This is a genomic window from Candidatus Methylomirabilota bacterium (assembly GCA_036002485.1).
Taxonomy (GTDB): Bacteria; Methylomirabilota; Methylomirabilia; order Rokubacteriales; family CSP1-6; genus AR37.
Genome location: DASYTI010000040.1, coordinates 1 through 17027, shown reverse-complemented (window position 1 = coordinate 17027; position 17027 = coordinate 1). Strand labels below are relative to the sequence as shown.

Sequence of the window (17027 nt, the reverse complement as noted above, 5' to 3'; positions counted from 1 at the left end):
TTGGTCGATGGCTTGGCGCCAGCGAGCGCCAGAAGCGTTCGAGATGGTGTAGCCAACTCGCAGGCAACGTCGCCTCCTCTCGCTGCGGCGGCGACGCCCAACCCACCGTTGCAGCGGACGCGCCCCAAGCGGCGCGCCGCTGAACGGCAGCGTTAGACGGCGAGGCGAAGACGCTCAAGCAACTAACCGTAGTCGATCCGCTCACAGGAGGTAAGGCCATGGCGGAACAAGACCTCATCAAGGCGGCTCGCGACGTAGTCGACGCGTTCAACGCTGGTGACTGGGACGCCTGCAAGGCGGCGCTGGCCTCGGATTCGGTCTACGACGAAATCGGAACTTCCCGGCGGATACAGGGAGCCGTGGCCATCATACCGTGCTGGCAGGCCTGGAAGCAGGCCATGCCAGACGTGAAGGGCACGGTCAACCAAGCTTTCGGGGGCGGCAACACCGTGGTCCTTGAGGTGACCTGGAAGGGAACGCAAACCGGACCGCTCCAGGGGCCGAGCGGCACGATTCCCGCCACGGGAAAACAACAAACGACGCGCGCAAGCTGGGTGATGAACTTCGATGGCGGCAAGATCAAGGACAGCCGGCACTACTTCGACATGCTGTCCTTCCTGCAGCAACTCGGTGTGATACCGCGCTGACCACGTTGGCGAGGACGCCGTCACGTTGGGCGTCGCGAGAAGCCGTTGAATAGCCCGCTAGACAGCTTGATGGCTGAGCTCGAGCATTTCGGCCAGGCCAACGACAGCTCCACGACCGAGCGTCCGCGTCGGATGCTCAATATCACGCGAGACACGGGTTCCTTCCTGGCCGTGCTGGTCATCGCGACCCTGGCCCGGCGCGTGCTCGAGATCGGCACCTCCAATGGGTACTCGACCCTGTGGCTGGCCAGTGCCGCGCGAGCCATTGGGGGGTCTGTGACCACCGTAGAACTCTCCGAGTACAAGGTGGGGCTGGCCTCGACGAACTTCACTCGGGCCGGACTCGCTTCCTTCATCTCTCTGGTTCACGACGATGCTGGCCGTGTGCTGGAACGCTCGGGTGATGGGGCCTTCGACCTCATATTCCTCGATTCCGAACGGCCCGAGTATCCTGGGTGGTGGCCAAGCCTGAAGCGCGTGCTCCGCCCGGGTGGCTTGTTGGTCGTCGACAACGCCACCTCGCATCCGGAGCAGATGGCGCTCTTCATTGCCCTCGTCAACGCCGACACCGACTTCACGACAAGTCTCGTTCCGGTGGGGAACGGTGAGTTCCTCGCGGTACGGGCGGTCAAGTAACGCGGAGGCCCAGCCCAGGAGCGAGAGGACCACCACGGCAGCTCCGAGAGCCCGGCGCGGCCAGGGCAGGATGGACATGAAGCCAGCATGCTATAAGGAGAGACGGGAGACCCGCCGGGCCGGTCTCTCCGAGCAGGATGATATGCTTGGGCGACGGGGAACGACGGGTGGGGCGTCCAGCGTCTTATCGCCATGACCGGGCTCGAGAAGGAGCTTTCCATGCGCATGCGCTTCATGATCCTGGCCGGCGCGATGCTGGCGCTCGGTCTGACCAGCCTCCCGGCCGCGCTCCCCGCGTCGGCCCTGGAAGTCGGGCAGAAGGCGCCCGACTTCACCGTGGTCGCCCCGGGCAACAAGCAGATCAAGCTGTCCGACATGCTCGGCAAGGGGCCAGTAGTCATCTACACGTTCATCCAGGCATTCACTCCGACCTGAACCAAGGAGATCCTGGGCTTCGATGGGGCCGTGCCCCAGTTCGAGGCCGCGGGCGCCCAGGTTCTGGGCGTGAGTGCTGACCATGCGGCGACCCTGGACGGCTTCGCCAAGCAGAATCCCCTCAAGCACGTCATCGCCGCAGATTTCCGCCGGACCATGCTGCCCGCCTACGGCGCCATGGTCACCGACGAGAAGAGTCCAATCTACCGCTACGCCAAGCGCGCGTACTTCGTCATCGACAAGCAGGGCGTCGTCCGGTACGTTAAGGTGATGGACAATCCCCTCGATCTCCTCAATCCGGAAGACTTGCTCAAGGCGCTCAAGGAGTCGGGAGCCTCGTGAGATTTCTGACCGCAGCGTTCTGCCTTCTGATCCTCCTGGCGCAGGGTGCCGCCGCGGCACCGAACTGGGCCGCGCTCGACATGTCGCCGTACGAGCCGCCGAAGCCCGCGCCCGCTCTGACCCTGCCGGATCTCGACGGTAAGGTGGCGCGGCTCGAGGACCTGCGCGGCAAGGTGGTGCTCGTTTTCTTCTGGTCGACCTGGTGACCGAGCTGTCGGGAGGAGTTGCCTCCCGTCAACCGGCTCGCGACCGAGCTGAAGAGCAAGGGGCTCGAGGTGCTGCTGGTCAGCTTCCGCGAGGATGCCGCGCTGGTCCGGCGTACGGCGCGGGAACGCGGCTATACCGCGCGCGTCCTGATCGACGAGACGGGTGATGTGACGGGGAAGATGTATGGCGTCTTCGGGCCGCCGACCGCGTACCTGATCGACCGCCAGGGACGCCTCGTGAGCCGCATGGTCGGCTCGCGCAGCTGGGACACGCCGGCGGCCAAGCAGCTCCTCCTGGAATTGCTGACCCAGCGAAAGAAGTAAAGGCGGTGGGTCAGCTCGGCGCCACAACCTAGCCTGGACTATTCGCGAGACAACGCCACCCTGGTCTGCTCAGCCCTCGCCTCAGGGCTGCGCCCTTCAGCTCGAAGTGCGGCCCTCTCCCTCTCCGAGGGAGAGGGATTCATTTTGATCCCTCGCCCCCGCAGGGGGAGAGGGCAGGGTGAGGGGGCCTTCTCGACCGGAAGAGGAAGCGGAGGGTTCTCTGCGTTGCCCGCTCGTAACACTCCTGCTATCATGCCCCCGTTGTGACGCCGCCGTTCTCCAAGCTCCTGATTGCCAATCGCGGTGAGATCGCGGTCAGAGTCATCCGTGCTTGTCGCGAGATGGGCATCGCCACCGTCGCCGTCTTCTCCGAGCCCGACCGCGAAGCGCTGCACGTGCTCCTGGCCGACGAGGCGGTGTCCATCGGGCCCGCTCCCGCCGCCGAGAGCTATCTCTCCGCCGAGAAGCTGATCGCGGCCGCCCGCGCCACCGGAGCGCAGGCCGTGCATCCCGGCTACGGGTTTCTCGCCGAGAACGCGTCATTCGCCGACGCGTGCGCGGCGGCGGGGCTGGTCTTCATCGGCCCGCCGCCCGCGGCGGTCCGCGCCATGGGCGACAAGATGGCCGCGCGTCGCGTGGCCGTGTCGCTGGGAGTGCCCGTGGTGCCCGGCGCCTCCGCGCCCGTGACGGATGACAAGGACGCGGCGCGCATCGCGGCCGACCTCGGCTATCCGGTGATGCTCAAGGCCGTGCTGGGCGGCGGCGGCAAGGGCATGCGATTGGTCCACCGTCGCGAAGATCTGCCGGGGGCGCTCCGCGCCGCGCGCTCGGAGGCGGGCGCGGCCTTCGGGGATGCCTCCGTGTACATCGAGCGCTATATCTCCGAGCCGCGCCACGTCGAGATCCAGGTGCTGGCGGATGCCCACGGCACCACCGTGCACCTGGGCGAGCGCGAATGCTCCATCCAGCGCCGCCACCAGAAGCTCATCGAGGAGAGCCCGTCGCCCGGGGTGGACGCGGAGCTCAGGCGGCGCATGGGGGCGGCGGCCTGCCGGCTCGCGGCTGCCGTGGGCTATGTCAACGCGGGCACGGTCGAGTTTCTCGTGGACGCTCGCGGGAGCTTCTATTTCCTCGAGATGAACGCGCGGCTCCAGGTCGAGCATCCGGTGACGGAGCTCGTGACCGGCCGCGATCTCGTCCGAGAGCAGCTCCGCATCGCCGCGGGCGAGAAGCTGGGCTATGGCCAGGAGGACATCGCGTGGAGCGGCGCGGCCATCGAGTGCCGGATCAATGCCGAGGATCCCGACCACGATTTCATGCCCTCGCCGGGTCCGATCACGCGGCTGTCCGCGCCCGCGGGGCCGGGGGTGAGAAATGACTCGGGCATCTACGCCGGCTACACGGTGCCGCGCTACTACGACACCTTGATGGCCAAGCTCATCGTGTGGGCGCCCGATCGGGAGGCGGCCATCGCGCGCATGCAGCGCGCCCTCGGCGAGTACCAGGTGGTCGGCGTCCGCTCGACCATCCCGCTCCTCCGCCGCATCCTGCGCCATCCGGACTTCATCGCGGGCAAGCTCGACACGCAGTTCATGGAGCGCCTGGATGGCGCGCCCGTCTCCGGGCGGCACCGGAAGGTCGCGGTCGTCGCGGCCGCCCTGGCCGCCTATGAGCGCGCGGGCCGTGAGATCCCCCCCGCGGCGCGACCGACGGTGAGCCCGTGGGCGCGCCTGGGTCGGCCGGGCGCCTCGGGCTGGCGGCCGCGGTGAAGTTCGAAGCGCAGGCCGATGGCGACACCATTCCGGTGGAGGTCACCGGGGACGGCGGCCGCTACCGCGTCACGCTCGGCGGCGAGGCCATCGAGGTGGACGCCCGGCCGACGGGCGCGGGCGGCTGGTCATTGCTTCTCGGTCGCGAGTCCTGGACGGCCGGCGTGACGGAAGAAGATGGCGGACTCTTCGTCGTCGATCTCGACGGGGAGACCTACCGCATCCGCGTGGAGGAAGAGACGCGCTATATCATCCGCACCCGCGGGGGCAGCGCGTCGGCGGGGGGGCAGATCCTGAAGGCGCCCATGCCCGGACGAGTGGTCTTGGTCGAGGTCAGCCTCGGCCAGTCGGTCAGGCCCGGTGACGGTCTGGTGATCCTGGAGGCCATGAAGATGGAGAACGAATTCAAGGCATCCGTGACGGGCACGGTCAAGGAGATCCGGGTCGAAGTCGGCCAGGCCGTGAATCCCGGCGACGTGATGATCGTGGTGGAATAGCCATGGCCACCGCGGCCCCGCCCGCCATCCGCTACGCGAAGGTCAGCAAGTGGTTCGGCCCCCTGCAGGTGCTCAAGGACGTCAATCTCGACGTGACGCCGGGCGAGGTGGTGGTGGTCTGCGGACCCTCCGGCTCGGGCAAGAGCACGCTCATCCGCTGCGTCAACAAGCTCGAGCCCATCCAGCAGGGCGAGATCTTCGTCTACGGCGATCCCATCGCCGGCAACGGGGTCAACCTCTCCAAGCTCCGGGCCGAGGTCGGCATGGTGTTCCAGTCCTTCAACCTCTTCCCGCACATGACGGTGCTCGAGAACATCATGCTCGCGCCGTCGAAGGTCAAGGGGCTCTCCACCGCCGAGGCGGAGAAGATCGCCCGCGACCTCCTCGCGCGCGTGCGGATCCCGGACAAGGCCGACAAGTATCCCGCCAACCTCTCGGGCGGCCAGCAGCAGCGCGTGGCCATCGCCCGCGCCCTGGCCATGCAGCCGAGGATCATGCTCTTCGACGAGCCGACCTCGGCCCTCGATCCCGAGATGATCAACGAGGTGCTCGACGTCATGACCGATCTGGCCAAGGAAGGCATGACCATGATGGTGGTGACGCACGAGATGGGCTTCGCCAAGCGCGTCGCCCACCGCGTGATCTTCATGGATGAAGGCCAGATCGTCGAGGCCGCCACCCCCCAGGAATTCTTCTCGGCCCCCAAATCGGACCGTGCCCGCGACTTCCTCTCGAAGATCCTGTCCCACTAACCCCTCAAGGAGACAGTGCATGAAGAAGCTTCTCGCCCTCCTCGCCGCCGCGGCGCTGCTGGCATCCTCCGTGAGTCCGGCCTTCGCGCAGGCCTCGAGCACGCTGGACAAGATCAGCCAGAGCGGCACGCTCGTGATCGGCACGCGCACCGGGTCGCCGCCCTTCGCGTACGTGAACAAGGAGAACCAGTGGGTGGGCTTCTCCATCGACCTCGTCGAGGAGCTGATCAAGCCCGCTCTCGAGAAGAAGCTCGGGAAGCCGATCAAGGTCGAGCGCAAGGAATCCGCGCCGCCCACGCGCATCCCGCTCCTGACCTCGAGCGCGGTCGACCTGATCGCCGAGACCATGACGGACACCCGCACCCGGCGCGAGAGCGTGGACTTCTCCCTGACCTTCTTCGTGACGGGCGCGCAGTTCATCGTCAAGAAGGGGAGCAAGATCCGGAGCATCAAGGACATCGACGGAAAGCGCATCGCCGCCCAGCAGGGCTCGACCAATGCGCGGATCATCCGGGAGAAGGCGCCCAAGGCGCAGCTGCGCGAGTTCCCCGACCAGCCCGCGGCCTTCCAGGCGCTCATCCAGGGGCAGGTCGAGGCCTATACCAATGACGGCATCCAGCTGGCCGGGCTCAAGGCCAAGGCGGCCAATCCGGCCCTCTGGGAGGTCGTGGGCGACTTCTACTCCTACGAGCCGTACGGCATGGCCATGCGCAAGAGCGACTCCGACTTCCGCGGCGTGGTGAATGCGGCGCTGATGGACGGCATCGAGAACGGCAAGTACTTCGAGCTCTACGACAAGTGGTTCGGGGCCAAGGGCGAGCTGCCGTATCCCATGTCCGCCGCGGTCCGCACCTTCATGCTCTACCAGGTCGTCCCGAAGTAGCGATCCCCTCTCTTCGTATCCCTCTCCCCCATCGGGGGAGAGGGTAAGGGTGAGGGGGCTGACTGGGGAGTGTGCGCGTGAACTACACGTTCAACTGGTCGGTGCTGTGGACGGGGCAGTCGGGGGAGTGGCTGCTGAGCGGCCTGCTCATGACGCTCAAGCTCTCGCTCGTGGCCTGGCTGCTCGCGGTGGCGCTCGGTATCCTCTCGGGCGCGCTCCGCACCGTGGCCTTCCGCCCGCTCCGCGTGCTCGCGACTTTCTACGTGGAGTTCTTCCGCAACGTGCCCCTCCTCGTGTGGATGTTCTTCTGGTACTTCGCGGTGCCGCCGACCCTGCCCGACACCCCGCGCGAGTGGCTCAATGACCACAGCCTGGAATTCTGGGCGGCCGTCGTGGCCCTGGGCGTCTACAGCGGCGCGCGCTTCTCGGAGGTACTGCGCTCCGGCATCCAGGCCATCCCCAAGACCCTGATGGAAGCCTCCGTGGCCTCCGGACTCACGGTGTTCCAGGCCTATCGCTACGTCATCTTGCCCATCGCGCTCCGGCTCATCATCCCGCCCGGCACCAACGAGTCGCTGAACCTGCTCAAGAACTCCTCGGTGGCGCTGACCATCAGCGTGGCCGAGCTGACCTTCCAGACCCGCCAGATCGAGACGTACACGGCCAAGGCCATCGAGGCCCTCACCGCGGGCACCCTCATCTACCTCGTGCTCTGCGTGTCCCTGGCCTCGCTGATGAGCTGGATCGAGCGGAGGACGGCCATCCCCGGCCTCATCACGAGCGGCAGCCGGCGGCGGCGCTGATGCTCCTCGGCTTCGATCTCGGCGTCATCTGGCGCAACTGGGACTTCCTGATCCTCCAGGGCTTCCTGGGCATCGGGAAGTTCGTGGGCGGCACGGTGCGCCTGGCCATCCCCGCCATCATCTTCGGCTTCATCCTGGGCATCTTCATCGGGCTCGGACGTCTGTCGAGCCGGCGCTGGGTCAGCATGCCCGCCACCCTCTACGTGGAGTTCTTCCGAGGCGTGCCCCTCGTCATGGTCATCTTCTGGATGTGGTTCGTGGTGCCCATCGCGCTCAAGCGTCCCATTCCGGAGTACTGGGTGGCCCTCATCGCCTTCGTGGTCTTCGAGGCAGCCTACCTCGGCGAGATCGTGCGGGCCGGGGTGCAGTCCGTGCCGCGCGGGCAGGTGGAGGCGGCCACCGCCGTCGGACTGACGGCCACCCAGACCACCCGGTACGTGATCCTGCCCCAGGCGCTCAAGAACATGATCCCGTCCCTGGTGACCCAGTTCATCGTCCTGTTCAAAGACACGTCCCTGGCCTCGATCATCGGTTTCATGGATCTGACCAAGGCCGCGCAGGTCGTGAACAATCGCGAGGTCCGTCCCTTCGAGCTCTACCTCTTCATCGCCGTCGTGTACTGGATCTGCACCTACTCCATGTCTCGCTACGCGCGGCACGTCGAGCGGCGCCTCTCTCCTGCCTGAGACGCGGCTCCCCAACGGCGTCCGGATCCACTGGCGGGAGGCTGGTGATCCGCGAAAGCCTGCGATCGTCTGGATCCACGGCGGCTCGGTCGAAGACTCCTCCGTCATGCTGCCCGACCTCGAGCCCTTCTCGGGGCGAGTGCGCGCCCTCGTCCCGGACACTCGCGGTCACGGGCTCTCCACGAAGTTCGAGCGCCCGGAGGACTACACCTACGCGCGAAAGCTGGAGGATCTTCTCCTCTGGCTGGCCGCGCTCGGGGTGGACGCGGCCGTCTGGGGCGGCGCCTCCATGGGCGCCGCGCTGTCGCTCTGGGCCGCCGCGCACGCCTCCGCTCGCGTGCGCGCCGTGATCTCCATCAGCGGGCCGCCCTACGCCGCGCCCCCCGAGGACAGGTCATGGTGGGCGGCTCATCGCCCACTCGTCGAGGCCGGGCGCTTCGAGGACTACTTCGACGCCAATGTCCGGCTGCGCATGGGCGAAGAGGCGCTGCAGCGGCTCAAGAGGCGACCGGAGCGCTATGCGGAGCTGACGGCGCGCCTGCGTCTGCACTCGGTCGCCTCGCTCCTGGCCCTGCTCGACGAGACGTATTCACGCGTGGACTGGCTGACCGACTGCGGACGGATCCATTGCCCCGTCCAGATCATCGCGGGCTCCGAGGACCGCTTCCCCACGCTCGCGATGTCCCGGCGCCTGGCCGCGACCATTCCTGGCGCGCGCCTGCACGTGGTCGAGGGCGGACCGCATTTCCCGAACCGCAGTCATCGGACCGAGGTGCAGAGGGTGATGGCGGACTTCCTGGAGGGACTCGGCATCTGACCGCCTTTGCCCTATAATCCCCGGGCCATGTTTTGCACCGCGTGCGGCCGCCAGCTCGCCGAGGGCACACGCTTCTGTTCCGGTGCGGCACGGCCACCGATCCAGCGTCGAGCTCGTCCGGGGCTCCGGGGCCTTCGACGACTCCCGCGAGCCAGCCGCTGACCGCCGTCACGGACTTTCTCCAGGAGGTCGCCTCCGTCTCCCTGAAGGAGATCGCCCTGGTGGACGGGGAGCGCGCCGTCGAGATCTTGAAGAGCCCGTCTTTCTCCTCCTGTCACTGGTGGCCATCGTCCCCCTGGCCATACAGTCGCTCGAGAGCGCTCACTCGATTCTGTACGGCCTCGCCATCTGGTCGGGGCTGCTCTGGGCGCTCTTGATGTACCGCCTCTTCGCCGATCACCAGGTCAGCATCTTCTGGTGTCTCGCCACCGTGTTCTTCACGGCCTTCATCGGCATCCCGCTCCTGGGCCTCTATCTGCAGCTGCCCGGCAAGGTCTTCGAGCGGATCGAGGCCATCGACTTCTTCCCTCTGACCCTGGTTGCCAATGTCCTCGGCGTGGGCGTGCGGGAAGAGCTGACCAAGGCCATCCCGCTCTTCCTGGTGGCGTACTTCACCACGCGGATGAAGAACCCCGTCATGGGGATGGTGCTCGGCATGATGTCGGGGATCGGCTTTGCCATCACCGAGAATGTCTTCTACGTCTTCACGAATCTCTCGCAGGCGCTCGGCGCGGTCCGGACCACGGGCCGGGTGGCGCATCTGGTCGGCCCGATCTACACCAATGTGGTGCGCATGGCCATGACGCCGTTCTTTCATGGCTGCCTCGCCGGCATCTTCGGCTACTTCATCGCCCTGGCCACCCTCGACCCCGCTCGCCGCTGGCCGCTGCTCGTGGCCGGCCTCGCCATATCGGCCACCTTCCACGGACTCTTCGACGCGCTCGTGCCGCGCTCGCCGATGTGGGGAGTGCTCGCGGAAGGGATGACCTTCTTCCTGATGCTGACCTACGTGCTCAAGGCCCGCGGGCTTGCCTCGGCTGAAGCGCTGACGAAAGGGCTCCTGGAGCCGTCGCCCGTGCCGACGGACGAGAAGCCGAGCGCGGGCTAACCCGAACCCTTCACGAGCGCGCGTACCGCCTCCTGGCCTCCCCCTCCTTATCTACTCAGCCCTCGCCTCAGGGCTGCGCCCTTCAGCTCGAATTGCGGCCCTCTCCCCCTCCGGGGGCGAGGGATCAAAATGAATCCCTCTCCCTCGGAGAGGGAGAGGGCTGGGTGAGGGTGGCGTTGTCTCGACGAATAGGGCGGGCTAGCGGCCGCCGGGCCGGCGCGGCTGCGGGCGCTGTCCTGGCCCCTGGCGATGCCACGGCCGCCCCGGCTGTCCGGGGCGCGCATGGGGCGCCGGCGCGGCGGAGGGCCGCTGCCCCGGGAGGGCTTGCGGCTGGCCTCGCCGTTCCGCCTTGGCCTTGGCGCGCGCTCGATCCTCTGCCTTTCGCGCGCGGATGGCCGCGATACGCTCGGCGAGGGGAATCTCGAGCCTCTCCGATCCACGCCGGGTGTAGTCGAAGTCAGGGAGGACGATCCGCGGGAGCCGCTTGCCCACGGCGCGCTCGATGGCCGCCAGATCACCCTCCTCCTCGGGCGACACGAAGGTGAAGGCATCCCCCGTCAGCTCCGCGCGGGCCGTGCGGCCCACGCGGTGGATATAGTCGTCGGGCACCGCGGGCACGTCGAAGTTGATGACGTGGCTGAGCGCCTCCACGTCGATGCCACGCGCGGCGATGTCGGTGGCCACGAGGAGCCGGAACCGGCCGCTCTTGAAGCCCTCGAGCGCCGCCGTGCGCTGCGTCTGGCTCCGGTTGCCGTGGATGCGCTCGCAGTTCACCCCATGACGGACGAGGAAGTCGGCCAGGCGGTTGGCGCGGTGCTTGGTGCGGGTGAAGACGAGGGCGTTCTTCATCTCGTCGCGCTTGATCAGCTCGAGGAGCAGAGAGGACTTGACGTCCTGCGCGACCGGGTACACGGCCTGGGTGATCCCGACCGCGGGCGCCGCCTTGCGCTCGAGGTTCACCATGGCCGGCTGCCGCAGCAGCTCGCGGGTCAGGGTCATGATGGGCGCGGGCATGGTCGCCGAGAAGAAGAGCGTCTGGCGGCGCGGCGGCAGGTGCTTGAGGACACGCCGGATATCAGGAAGGAAGCCCATGTCGAGCATCCGGTCCGCCTCGTCCAGCACCAGGATCTCGAGCCCGTCGAGCTTGGCATAGGGAAAGCGGAAGTGGTCGAGCAGGCGTCCCGGCGTGGCGACGATCACGTCCACCCCCGTTCGAAAAGCATGCTCCTGCGGCCCCATGCCCACGCCGCCGAAGACGGCCGCTCCGGACATCGGGGTGTGGACGGCGAGCTGGCTCAGGTGCTCCTCGATCTGGGCCGCCAGCTCGCGCGTGGGGGTCAGGATGAGGGCACGCGTCACGCCGCGACGCTTGGGCATGAGCCGCTGAAGAATGGGCAGCAGGAAAGCCGCCGTCTTGCCACTTCCCGTCATGGCGCAGGCCAGGACGTCGCGACCCTGCATGCCCGGCGGAATGGCGTCCTGCTGGATCGGCGTGGGGCGGGTGAAGCCCATCTCCTTGATGCCGCGGAGGAGATCGGGGTGAAGCCCGAAGGAGGAAAATGGCATAGGCGGCCATCGTCTCACACCCGGGGGTCAGGTCTTGCAATCCCACATGAGGTAGGCGACTTCTCTATGAGAATTTTACCCAATGTGGCATTGCAAGACCTGACCCCTTGGCTGACCTTGCAAGACCTGACCCCTTGGCGCTTGGCTGACCCCTTGGCGTGCTGGTGGGCTTTCTCGGCATCGGGTAGGATACTGGGTGAGTGTGATCACCCATGCCCAGGACGCTGATTGAGCCGCAGTCTCCCATCGAGCGCCTGTCCATCCTGGACAGCGAGGGCAATCTCGACACCGCGCTCGAGCCCAAGCTCTCCGCGGATGACCTCAAGCGTCTCTACCGGGCCATGGTGCTCGGGCGCCGGCTCGACGAGCGCATGCTCAGGCTCCAGCGTCAGGGCCGCATCGGGACCTTTGCCCCAATCAAGGGCCAGGAGGCCTCTCAGATCGGCAGCGTGTTCACGCTCAAGCCCACGGACTGGGTCGTGCCTTCCTTCCGGGAAACCGCCTCCATGCTCTGGCGCGGTTGGCCCATCGAGACGCTCCTCTCCCTCTACGCCGGACGCCTGGAGGGGAGCTCGCCGGGTCCGGAGCAGCGCGACCTGCCCGTGACCATCCCCGTCGCCACCCAGCTCCCGCACGCCGTCGGCATCGCCTACGGGATCCAGTACCGGGGCGAGGATGCCGTGGTCATGACGTATTTCGGCGACGGCGCGACCTCCGAAGGTGACTTCCACGAGGCCTGCAACTTCGCGGGTGTCTGGCACGTGCCCGTGGTCTTCCTGTGCCAGAACAACCAGTGGGCCATCTCGGTGCCGATCAAGAAGCAGACCAACTCGCGCACCATCGCCCAGAAGGCGATCGCCTACGGTTTCCCGGGCATCCAGGTGGACGGCAATGACGTGCTCGCCGTCTACGCGGCAAGCCGCGAGGCCGTCGAGCGGGCCCGGGCGGGGGAGGGACCGACCCTCATCGAGTGCGTCACGTACCGGCTCGGCGTCCACACCACGGCCGACGATCCGACCAAGTACCGCACCGACGAGGAGGTCAAGGCCTGGGAGCAGAAGGATCCCCTCACGCGCTTCCGCGCCTATCTCGAGAAGAAGAATCTCCTCGAGCCCGCGCTCGAGGAGCAGATCGACGAGGAGATTGTCCGGGGCGTCGAGCGCTTCGAGGCCATGCCCCAGGCCGATCCCCTCGGGATGTTCGAGCACGCGTACGCCGAGCTGCCACCGCATCTGGTGGCGGAGCGTGCGGAGATGGCCGCGCGGCTCGCCGCGCCCGAGGGCAATGGCGCGCCGACGGAAGCCGAGCCCACCTCCCCGCCGATGCGGGGCCAGCGGAGGACCAGCCGTTGGCAAAACTGAACATGGTCAAGGCCCTGAACCTGGCCCTGCTCGAGGAGATGGAGCGAGACCCGGACGTGCTCACCATCGGCGAGGACGTGGGCGTGGACGGCGGCGTCTTCCGGGTGACCGAGGACCTCCACCGGCGCTTTGGGAGTCGCCGGGTCATCGACACCCCGCTGGCCGAGGCCGCCATCATCGGGTGCTCGGTGGGCATGGCCATCTATGGCCTCAAGCCCATCTGCGAGATCCAGTTCTCCGGCTTTGCCTTCCAGTGCTTTCACCAGATCGAGAATCACGCCGCGCGCTACCGGCAGCGGACCCAGGGGCGCTTCCATTGCCAGATGGTCGTGCGCATGCCCTACGGCGGCGGCGTGCGCGCCCTCGAGCACCACTCGGAGAGCGAGGAGCAGTTCTACGCGCATATCCCGGGGCTCAAGATGGTCATCCCCTCGGGGCCGCGCACGGCGCGCGCCCTGCTCACCGCGGCCATCCGCGACCCGGACCCCGTCATCTTCTTCGAGCACAAGGGCCTCTACCACGCGGCCAAGGAGGAAGTGCCGGACGAGAGCGAGGCGATGCCCATCGGCCGAGCCCAGATCGCTCAGGAGGGAAGCAGGCTCACCCTGATCGCCTATGGCGCCATGCTGCGCGTGGCCCTCGAGGCCGCGGAGACCCTGCAGGCCGAGGACGGGGTGACGCCCGAGGTGATCGATCTCCTGACCATCTCGCCGCTCGACCGGGAAACTCTCGTGGCCTCGGTGGCCAAGACCGGGCGCGCCGTCGTCGTGCATGAAGCGCCTTTGAGTTTCGGGCCCGGGGCGGAGATCGCCGCCAGCATCATGGACGGCGCCTTCCTCTCGCTGGAGGCGCCCATTCGTCGCGTGGCCGCCTACGACGTGCCGTTCGTGGGCTTCGCGCGCGAGAAGGCCTCCGTGCCCGACGTCGCGCGCGTGCTGGCCGCCGCGCGCGAGACCCTGACCTTCTGACCGCCATGGACGTCGTCAACCTCGCGGAGAAGTTTTCGCGATTCAGCGACCACTGGTCGCCCAAGATCGTGGGCGAGGTCAACGAGATGCACGTCAAGCTCGTCAAGCTGCAGGGCGAGTTCGTCTGGCACCACCACGACCATGAGGACGAGCTCTTCCTCGTGGTCAAGGGACGTCTGCGCATGCGGCTCGAGAGCGGCGACCGCGAGATCGGGCCGGGCGAGTTCATCGTGGTGCCCAGGGGCACCGAGCACTGTCCCGTCGCGCTGACCGACGAGGTCCATGTCCTTCTGCTCGAGCCGAAGGGCACGCTCAATACCGGCAACGTGGTGAGCGAGCGTACCGTCGACACCCTCGATCGCCTCTAGCTCGGCCTATGCGCGAACACCTGACCCCCTCACCCTACCCTCTCCCCCAGTGGGGGAGAGGGATCAGAACGAAGAGAACAGCGTGGCGAGCGTGTTCCCTACCCTCTCCCCCATTGAGCGAGGGGGATCGGAACGAGGCTGTGCTCATCCCTCGCCCCCGTCGCGGGGGAGAGGGCAGGGTGAGGGGGCCACATGATGCGACGGAAACGTTCATGACTCATCTGAGCCAGGAATAGTCCGACCATGGCTCGGAGCTTCGTTCTCCCCGATCTCGGTGAAGGCCTCGTGGAAGCCGAGATCCGTGCCGTCCTCGTCCGCGAGGGAGACATCGTGAAAGAGGACGCTCCGCTCCTGGAAGTGGAGACCGACAAGGCCCAGGTCGAGATCCCGTCGCCCTTTGGGGGCCGCGTCGAGAAGATTCACGTGCAGCCGGGCCAGACCGTCAAGGTGGGGCAGGCGCTGGTGACCTTTGCCGATGGTGGTGAAGGCGCTACCCCGGCGCGCTCGGCTCCTGCTGCCGCCAAGCCCGCTGCGGCCGCCGTCGAGGCCAAGGCCGTGCCGCCGGTGGAGGGCGCTCCCGTCCCCGCGACGCCGTCGACGCGCCGGCTGGCGCGCGAGATGGGCGTGGACCTCGCCGCCGTGCGTGGCACTGGCCCCGGTGGGCGCATCACCGATGATGATGTCCGTGGCGCCGTGGGCAAGCCTGCTCCCGCTGCCGCCAAACCTTCGCCTGCGCCTGCGGGCCCCGCCAAGCCGCTGGCGCGCGTTGGACTCGAGCCGCCGCCCCTCCCCAACTTCGAGCAGTGGGGGCCCGTCGAGCGCCAGGCGCTCTCGCATCTCCGGCGCACCATCGCCGACCGCATGGCGCTCTCCGCCGCGCTCATCCCGCACGTCACGCACTTCGACAAGGCCGATATCACCGATCTCAACGCCATGGTGACGCGGAGCTTCGAGGCGGCCAAGGCGCGCGGCATCACGCTGACCCTCACGAGCTTCCTCCTCAAGGCCGCGGCCCTGGCCCTGGCGGAGCACCCGCAGTTCAACGCGAGCCTGGATGCGGCGGCCGGCGAGCTCATCGTCAAGCGCTACTGCCATCTGGGCATCGCGGTGGCCACGGACCGGGGGCTGATCGTTCCAGTCATCCGCGATGCCGACAAGAAGCCCGTCATGGAGCTGGCGCGCGAGCTGGCCACGCTGGCTCAGCGGGTAAGGGACGGCAAGGCGACACTCGACGATCTCCGCGGCGGCACCTTCACCATCACCAATATCGGCGCGCTGGGCGGCACCGGCGCCATCCCTATCATCAACTACCCCGAGGTCGCCATCCTCGGCGTGGCGCGGGGCCGCGAGGAGGCCGTGGTGCGCAACAGTCACATCGTGCCGCGCCTGATGCTGCCCATCTCACTCACCTTCGACCACCGGGTGGCCGACGGCGCCGACGGCGCCCGCTTCGCCCAGGCCATCATCCGCCGCCTGGAAGCGCCCGAGACGCTCTTCGTCGAGTGGTAGGGTTCAGGACTTGGACTTCTTCGCCCGCTTCTTGCGCTTGGCCACCGAGTACTCGGCGATTCGCTCAGCCAGGCGCGAAATGAGCTTGTCGTCGGCTACCAGTGCGCCTTTGCCCGGAGGCGGGTTGCCTTCCATGTACTCGCGTAAGGCCTGGTTGATCTGGGTCTGGTATGGCGCCTTCCCGCGCTTGGCCGCCCGGGCCTTGAAGAAGTTCAGGATGTCATTGTCGATGAAGATGGTGATGCGAACCTTGGTGTACCGGTCGATCTGGTCGAACGGAGGTAGGTTTCGAAAGTTGGCCCGTTTCGCCTTGCTGAAATCATATTCCTTTCTCATAGTCCCTCGTCTCCCGTGTGGTTGCGGGTCGTGAAGAGATGATGCGATATCGCCGCTCCCTGTCGGTGAAGATGGTTACGAGGAGCCGGCCTTGCCGCGATCTGGACAACAGTCGGAACCGATGCTCGTCGTGCGAGTGGACCTCGTTCACCTGTATGACGGCCAAGGGATCGAAGAAGGCAGTTGCGGCCTCTTCGAAGTCGATGCCGTGGAGTTGCCGGTTCCAAGTCCGTTTGGCTTCATCCCACTCGAACTCCACGTCTGACTATATGCATAGTATGCATATTGAGTCAAGGCCGCTGTCATGGTGATGGGCGATCTGGTCAACGAGGTGGACGTCGCCGTCCTCGGCGGCGGGCCCGGCGGGTACTCCGCAGCTTTCCGCTGTGCGGAGCTCGGGCTCGAGACGGTGGTGGTGGACATGGGCAAGCGGCTGGGCGGTGCGTGTCTCTACGAGGGGTGCATCCCGTCCAAGGCACTCCTCCACGTCGCCGCCGTCATCGGCGAGGCCGAGCGCGCGAAGGAGTTCGGCCTCGACTTCGGCGAGCCGCGCATCTCACTCGACCCGCTGCGCAAGTGGAAGGCGGAGCGCGTCGTGGGCAGGCTTTCGCGGGGTCTTGCCTCCGTTGCCAAGGCCAAGAAGGTCGAGGTCATCGGAGGGCGCGGCGCCTTCGAGGACTCGCGGAGCATCAGGGTCGGCGGCGAGGAGCCGCAGGTGATTCGCTTCAAGCACGCCATCATCGCCACGGGATCGCTGCCCTCTCGCGTGCCCGGGCTCGACCTCGTGAGCGATCGCATCATGGACTCGACCGGCGCCCTCGAGGTGCCCGAGATCCCCGAGAGGCTCCTCGTCATCGGCGGCGGCTATATCGGGCTGGAGCTCGGACAGGTCTATGCGGCTCTGGGCAGCCGCGTGACGGTGGTGGAGATGACCGACGGGCTCTTGCCCGGCGCGGATCGCGAGCTGGTGCAGCCGCTCCAGCGGCGCTGCGAGAAGATGTTCGCGGCCATTCA

The 17027-nt window shown here is 67.3% G+C and carries 20 protein-coding genes and 1 pseudogene; 19 read left to right on the top strand and 2 right to left on the bottom strand.

Annotation, left to right across the window (positions count from 1 at the left end):
• Positions 1-218 precede the first annotated feature (218 nt).
• The 14 genes and pseudogenes from VGT00_04810 (at position 219) to VGT00_04745 (ending at position 9905) form a co-directional block, all read left to right on the top strand.
• Entirely contained in the window at positions 219-647 is a 429-nt protein-coding gene (locus tag VGT00_04810) for an ester cyclase (protein HEV8530714.1), read from the top strand.
• Positions 648-716: 69 nt separating this feature from the next.
• Entirely contained in the window at positions 717-1283 is a 567-nt protein-coding gene (locus VGT00_04805) for an O-methyltransferase (GenBank protein HEV8530713.1), read from the top strand.
• A gap of 219 nt (positions 1284-1502) precedes the next feature.
• Complete coding sequence (locus tag VGT00_04800) at positions 1503-1718, top strand: hypothetical protein (GenBank protein HEV8530712.1); 216 nt, start codon at positions 1503-1505, stop codon at positions 1716-1718.
• A 9-nt stretch (positions 1719-1727) separates the two neighbouring features.
• Positions 1728-2060: a redoxin domain-containing protein gene (locus VGT00_04795; GenBank protein HEV8530711.1), complete on the top strand. Its 333-nt coding sequence runs from the start codon at positions 1728-1730 to the stop codon at positions 2058-2060.
• Positions 2057-2266: a redoxin domain-containing protein gene (locus VGT00_04790; protein ID HEV8530710.1), complete on the top strand. Its 210-nt coding sequence runs from the start codon at positions 2057-2059 to the stop codon at positions 2264-2266. The genes VGT00_04795 and VGT00_04790 overlap by 4 nt, the downstream gene beginning before the upstream one ends.
• 12 nt (positions 2267-2278) lie before the next feature.
• A pseudogene (locus VGT00_04785) lies at positions 2279-2590 on the top strand (TlpA disulfide reductase family protein).
• A 263-nt stretch (positions 2591-2853) separates the two neighbouring features.
• A complete protein-coding gene (gene accC / locus VGT00_04780) occupies positions 2854-4359 on the top strand; it encodes an acetyl-CoA carboxylase biotin carboxylase subunit (protein ID HEV8530709.1) in 1506 nt (501 codons plus the stop codon).
• A complete protein-coding gene (locus VGT00_04775; GenBank protein HEV8530708.1) occupies positions 4356-4856 on the top strand; it encodes a biotin/lipoyl-containing protein in 501 nt (166 codons plus the stop codon). Before accC ends, VGT00_04775 begins: the two co-directional genes overlap by 4 nt.
• A gap of 2 nt (positions 4857-4858) precedes the next feature.
• Positions 4859-5608: an amino acid ABC transporter ATP-binding protein gene (locus VGT00_04770; GenBank protein HEV8530707.1), complete on the top strand. Its 750-nt coding sequence runs from the start codon at positions 4859-4861 to the stop codon at positions 5606-5608.
• 19 nt (positions 5609-5627) lie between these two features.
• Positions 5628-6491, top strand: coding sequence for a transporter substrate-binding domain-containing protein (locus VGT00_04765; protein HEV8530706.1), 864 nt, complete (start codon positions 5628-5630; stop codon positions 6489-6491).
• A 77-nt stretch (positions 6492-6568) separates the two neighbouring features.
• Positions 6569-7294, top strand: coding sequence for an amino acid ABC transporter permease (locus VGT00_04760; GenBank protein ID HEV8530705.1), 726 nt, complete (start codon positions 6569-6571; stop codon positions 7292-7294).
• Complete coding sequence (locus VGT00_04755; protein HEV8530704.1) at positions 7294-7980, top strand: amino acid ABC transporter permease; 687 nt, start codon at positions 7294-7296, stop codon at positions 7978-7980. Before VGT00_04760 ends, VGT00_04755 begins: the two co-directional genes overlap by 1 nt.
• Entirely contained in the window at positions 7865-8797 is a 933-nt protein-coding gene (locus tag VGT00_04750) for an alpha/beta hydrolase (GenBank protein ID HEV8530703.1), read from the top strand. Before VGT00_04755 ends, VGT00_04750 begins: the two co-directional genes overlap by 116 nt.
• A gap of 280 nt (positions 8798-9077) precedes the next feature.
• A complete protein-coding gene (locus VGT00_04745) occupies positions 9078-9905 on the top strand; it encodes a PrsW family glutamic-type intramembrane protease (GenBank protein HEV8530702.1) in 828 nt (275 codons plus the stop codon).
• A gap of 198 nt (positions 9906-10103) precedes the next feature.
• Here the strand turns inward: VGT00_04745 and VGT00_04740 are convergent, their stop codons facing one another.
• Positions 10104-11471: a DEAD/DEAH box helicase gene (locus VGT00_04740; GenBank protein HEV8530701.1), complete on the bottom strand. Its 1368-nt coding sequence runs from the start codon at positions 11469-11471 to the stop codon at positions 10104-10106.
• 212 nt (positions 11472-11683) lie between these two features.
• Between VGT00_04740 and pdhA the strand changes: the two genes are divergently transcribed.
• From pdhA to VGT00_04720, 4 genes are all read left to right on the top strand, one after another.
• Positions 11684-12832, top strand: a complete 1149-nt coding sequence (gene pdhA / locus VGT00_04735) for a pyruvate dehydrogenase (acetyl-transferring) E1 component subunit alpha (protein ID HEV8530700.1) — start codon at positions 11684-11686, stop codon at positions 12830-12832.
• Complete coding sequence (locus tag VGT00_04730; protein HEV8530699.1) at positions 12820-13800, top strand: alpha-ketoacid dehydrogenase subunit beta; 981 nt, start codon at positions 12820-12822, stop codon at positions 13798-13800. The genes pdhA and VGT00_04730 overlap by 13 nt, the downstream gene beginning before the upstream one ends.
• A 5-nt stretch (positions 13801-13805) precedes the next feature.
• Positions 13806-14168, top strand: coding sequence for a cupin domain-containing protein (locus VGT00_04725; protein ID HEV8530698.1), 363 nt, complete (start codon positions 13806-13808; stop codon positions 14166-14168).
• Between the two features lie 243 nt (positions 14169-14411).
• Positions 14412-15677 carry a dihydrolipoamide acetyltransferase family protein gene (locus VGT00_04720; protein HEV8530697.1) on the top strand — a complete coding sequence of 422 codons (1266 nt, stop codon included), beginning with the start codon at positions 14412-14414 and terminating at the stop codon, positions 15675-15677.
• A 3-nt stretch (positions 15678-15680) separates the two neighbouring features.
• Here the strand turns inward: VGT00_04720 and VGT00_04715 are convergent, their stop codons facing one another.
• Positions 15681-16013, bottom strand: coding sequence for a BrnA antitoxin family protein (locus tag VGT00_04715; GenBank protein HEV8530696.1), 333 nt, complete (start codon positions 16011-16013; stop codon positions 15681-15683).
• 304 nt (positions 16014-16317) lie between these two features.
• Between VGT00_04715 and VGT00_04710 the strand changes: the two genes are divergently transcribed.
• Positions 16318-17027: NAD(P)/FAD-dependent oxidoreductase (locus VGT00_04710; protein ID HEV8530695.1), on the top strand; the 710-nt coding region annotated here is incomplete at its 3' end.

Coding starts and splice junctions, on each gene's coding strand:
- VGT00_04765 (HEV8530706.1), top strand. CDS start 5,628: ATGAAGAAGCTTCTCGCCCTCCTCGCCGCCGCGGCGCTGCTGGCATCC.
- VGT00_04740 (HEV8530701.1), bottom strand. CDS start 11,471: ATGCCATTTTCCTCCTTCGGGCTTCACCCCGATCTCCTCCGCGGCATC.
- VGT00_04725 (HEV8530698.1), top strand. CDS start 13,806: ATGGACGTCGTCAACCTCGCGGAGAAGTTTTCGCGATTCAGCGACCAC.
- VGT00_04810 (HEV8530714.1), top strand. CDS start 219: ATGGCGGAACAAGACCTCATCAAGGCGGCTCGCGACGTAGTCGACGCG.
- VGT00_04805 (HEV8530713.1), top strand. CDS start 717: ATGGCTGAGCTCGAGCATTTCGGCCAGGCCAACGACAGCTCCACGACC.
- VGT00_04755 (HEV8530704.1), top strand. CDS start 7,294: ATGCTCCTCGGCTTCGATCTCGGCGTCATCTGGCGCAACTGGGACTTC.
- VGT00_04800 (HEV8530712.1), top strand. CDS start 1,503: ATGCGCATGCGCTTCATGATCCTGGCCGGCGCGATGCTGGCGCTCGGT.
- VGT00_04770 (HEV8530707.1), top strand. CDS start 4,859: ATGGCCACCGCGGCCCCGCCCGCCATCCGCTACGCGAAGGTCAGCAAG.
- pdhA (HEV8530700.1), top strand. CDS start 11,684: ATGCCCAGGACGCTGATTGAGCCGCAGTCTCCCATCGAGCGCCTGTCC.
- VGT00_04715 (HEV8530696.1), bottom strand. CDS start 16,013: ATGAGAAAGGAATATGATTTCAGCAAGGCGAAACGGGCCAACTTTCGA.
- VGT00_04720 (HEV8530697.1), top strand. CDS start 14,412: ATGGCTCGGAGCTTCGTTCTCCCCGATCTCGGTGAAGGCCTCGTGGAA.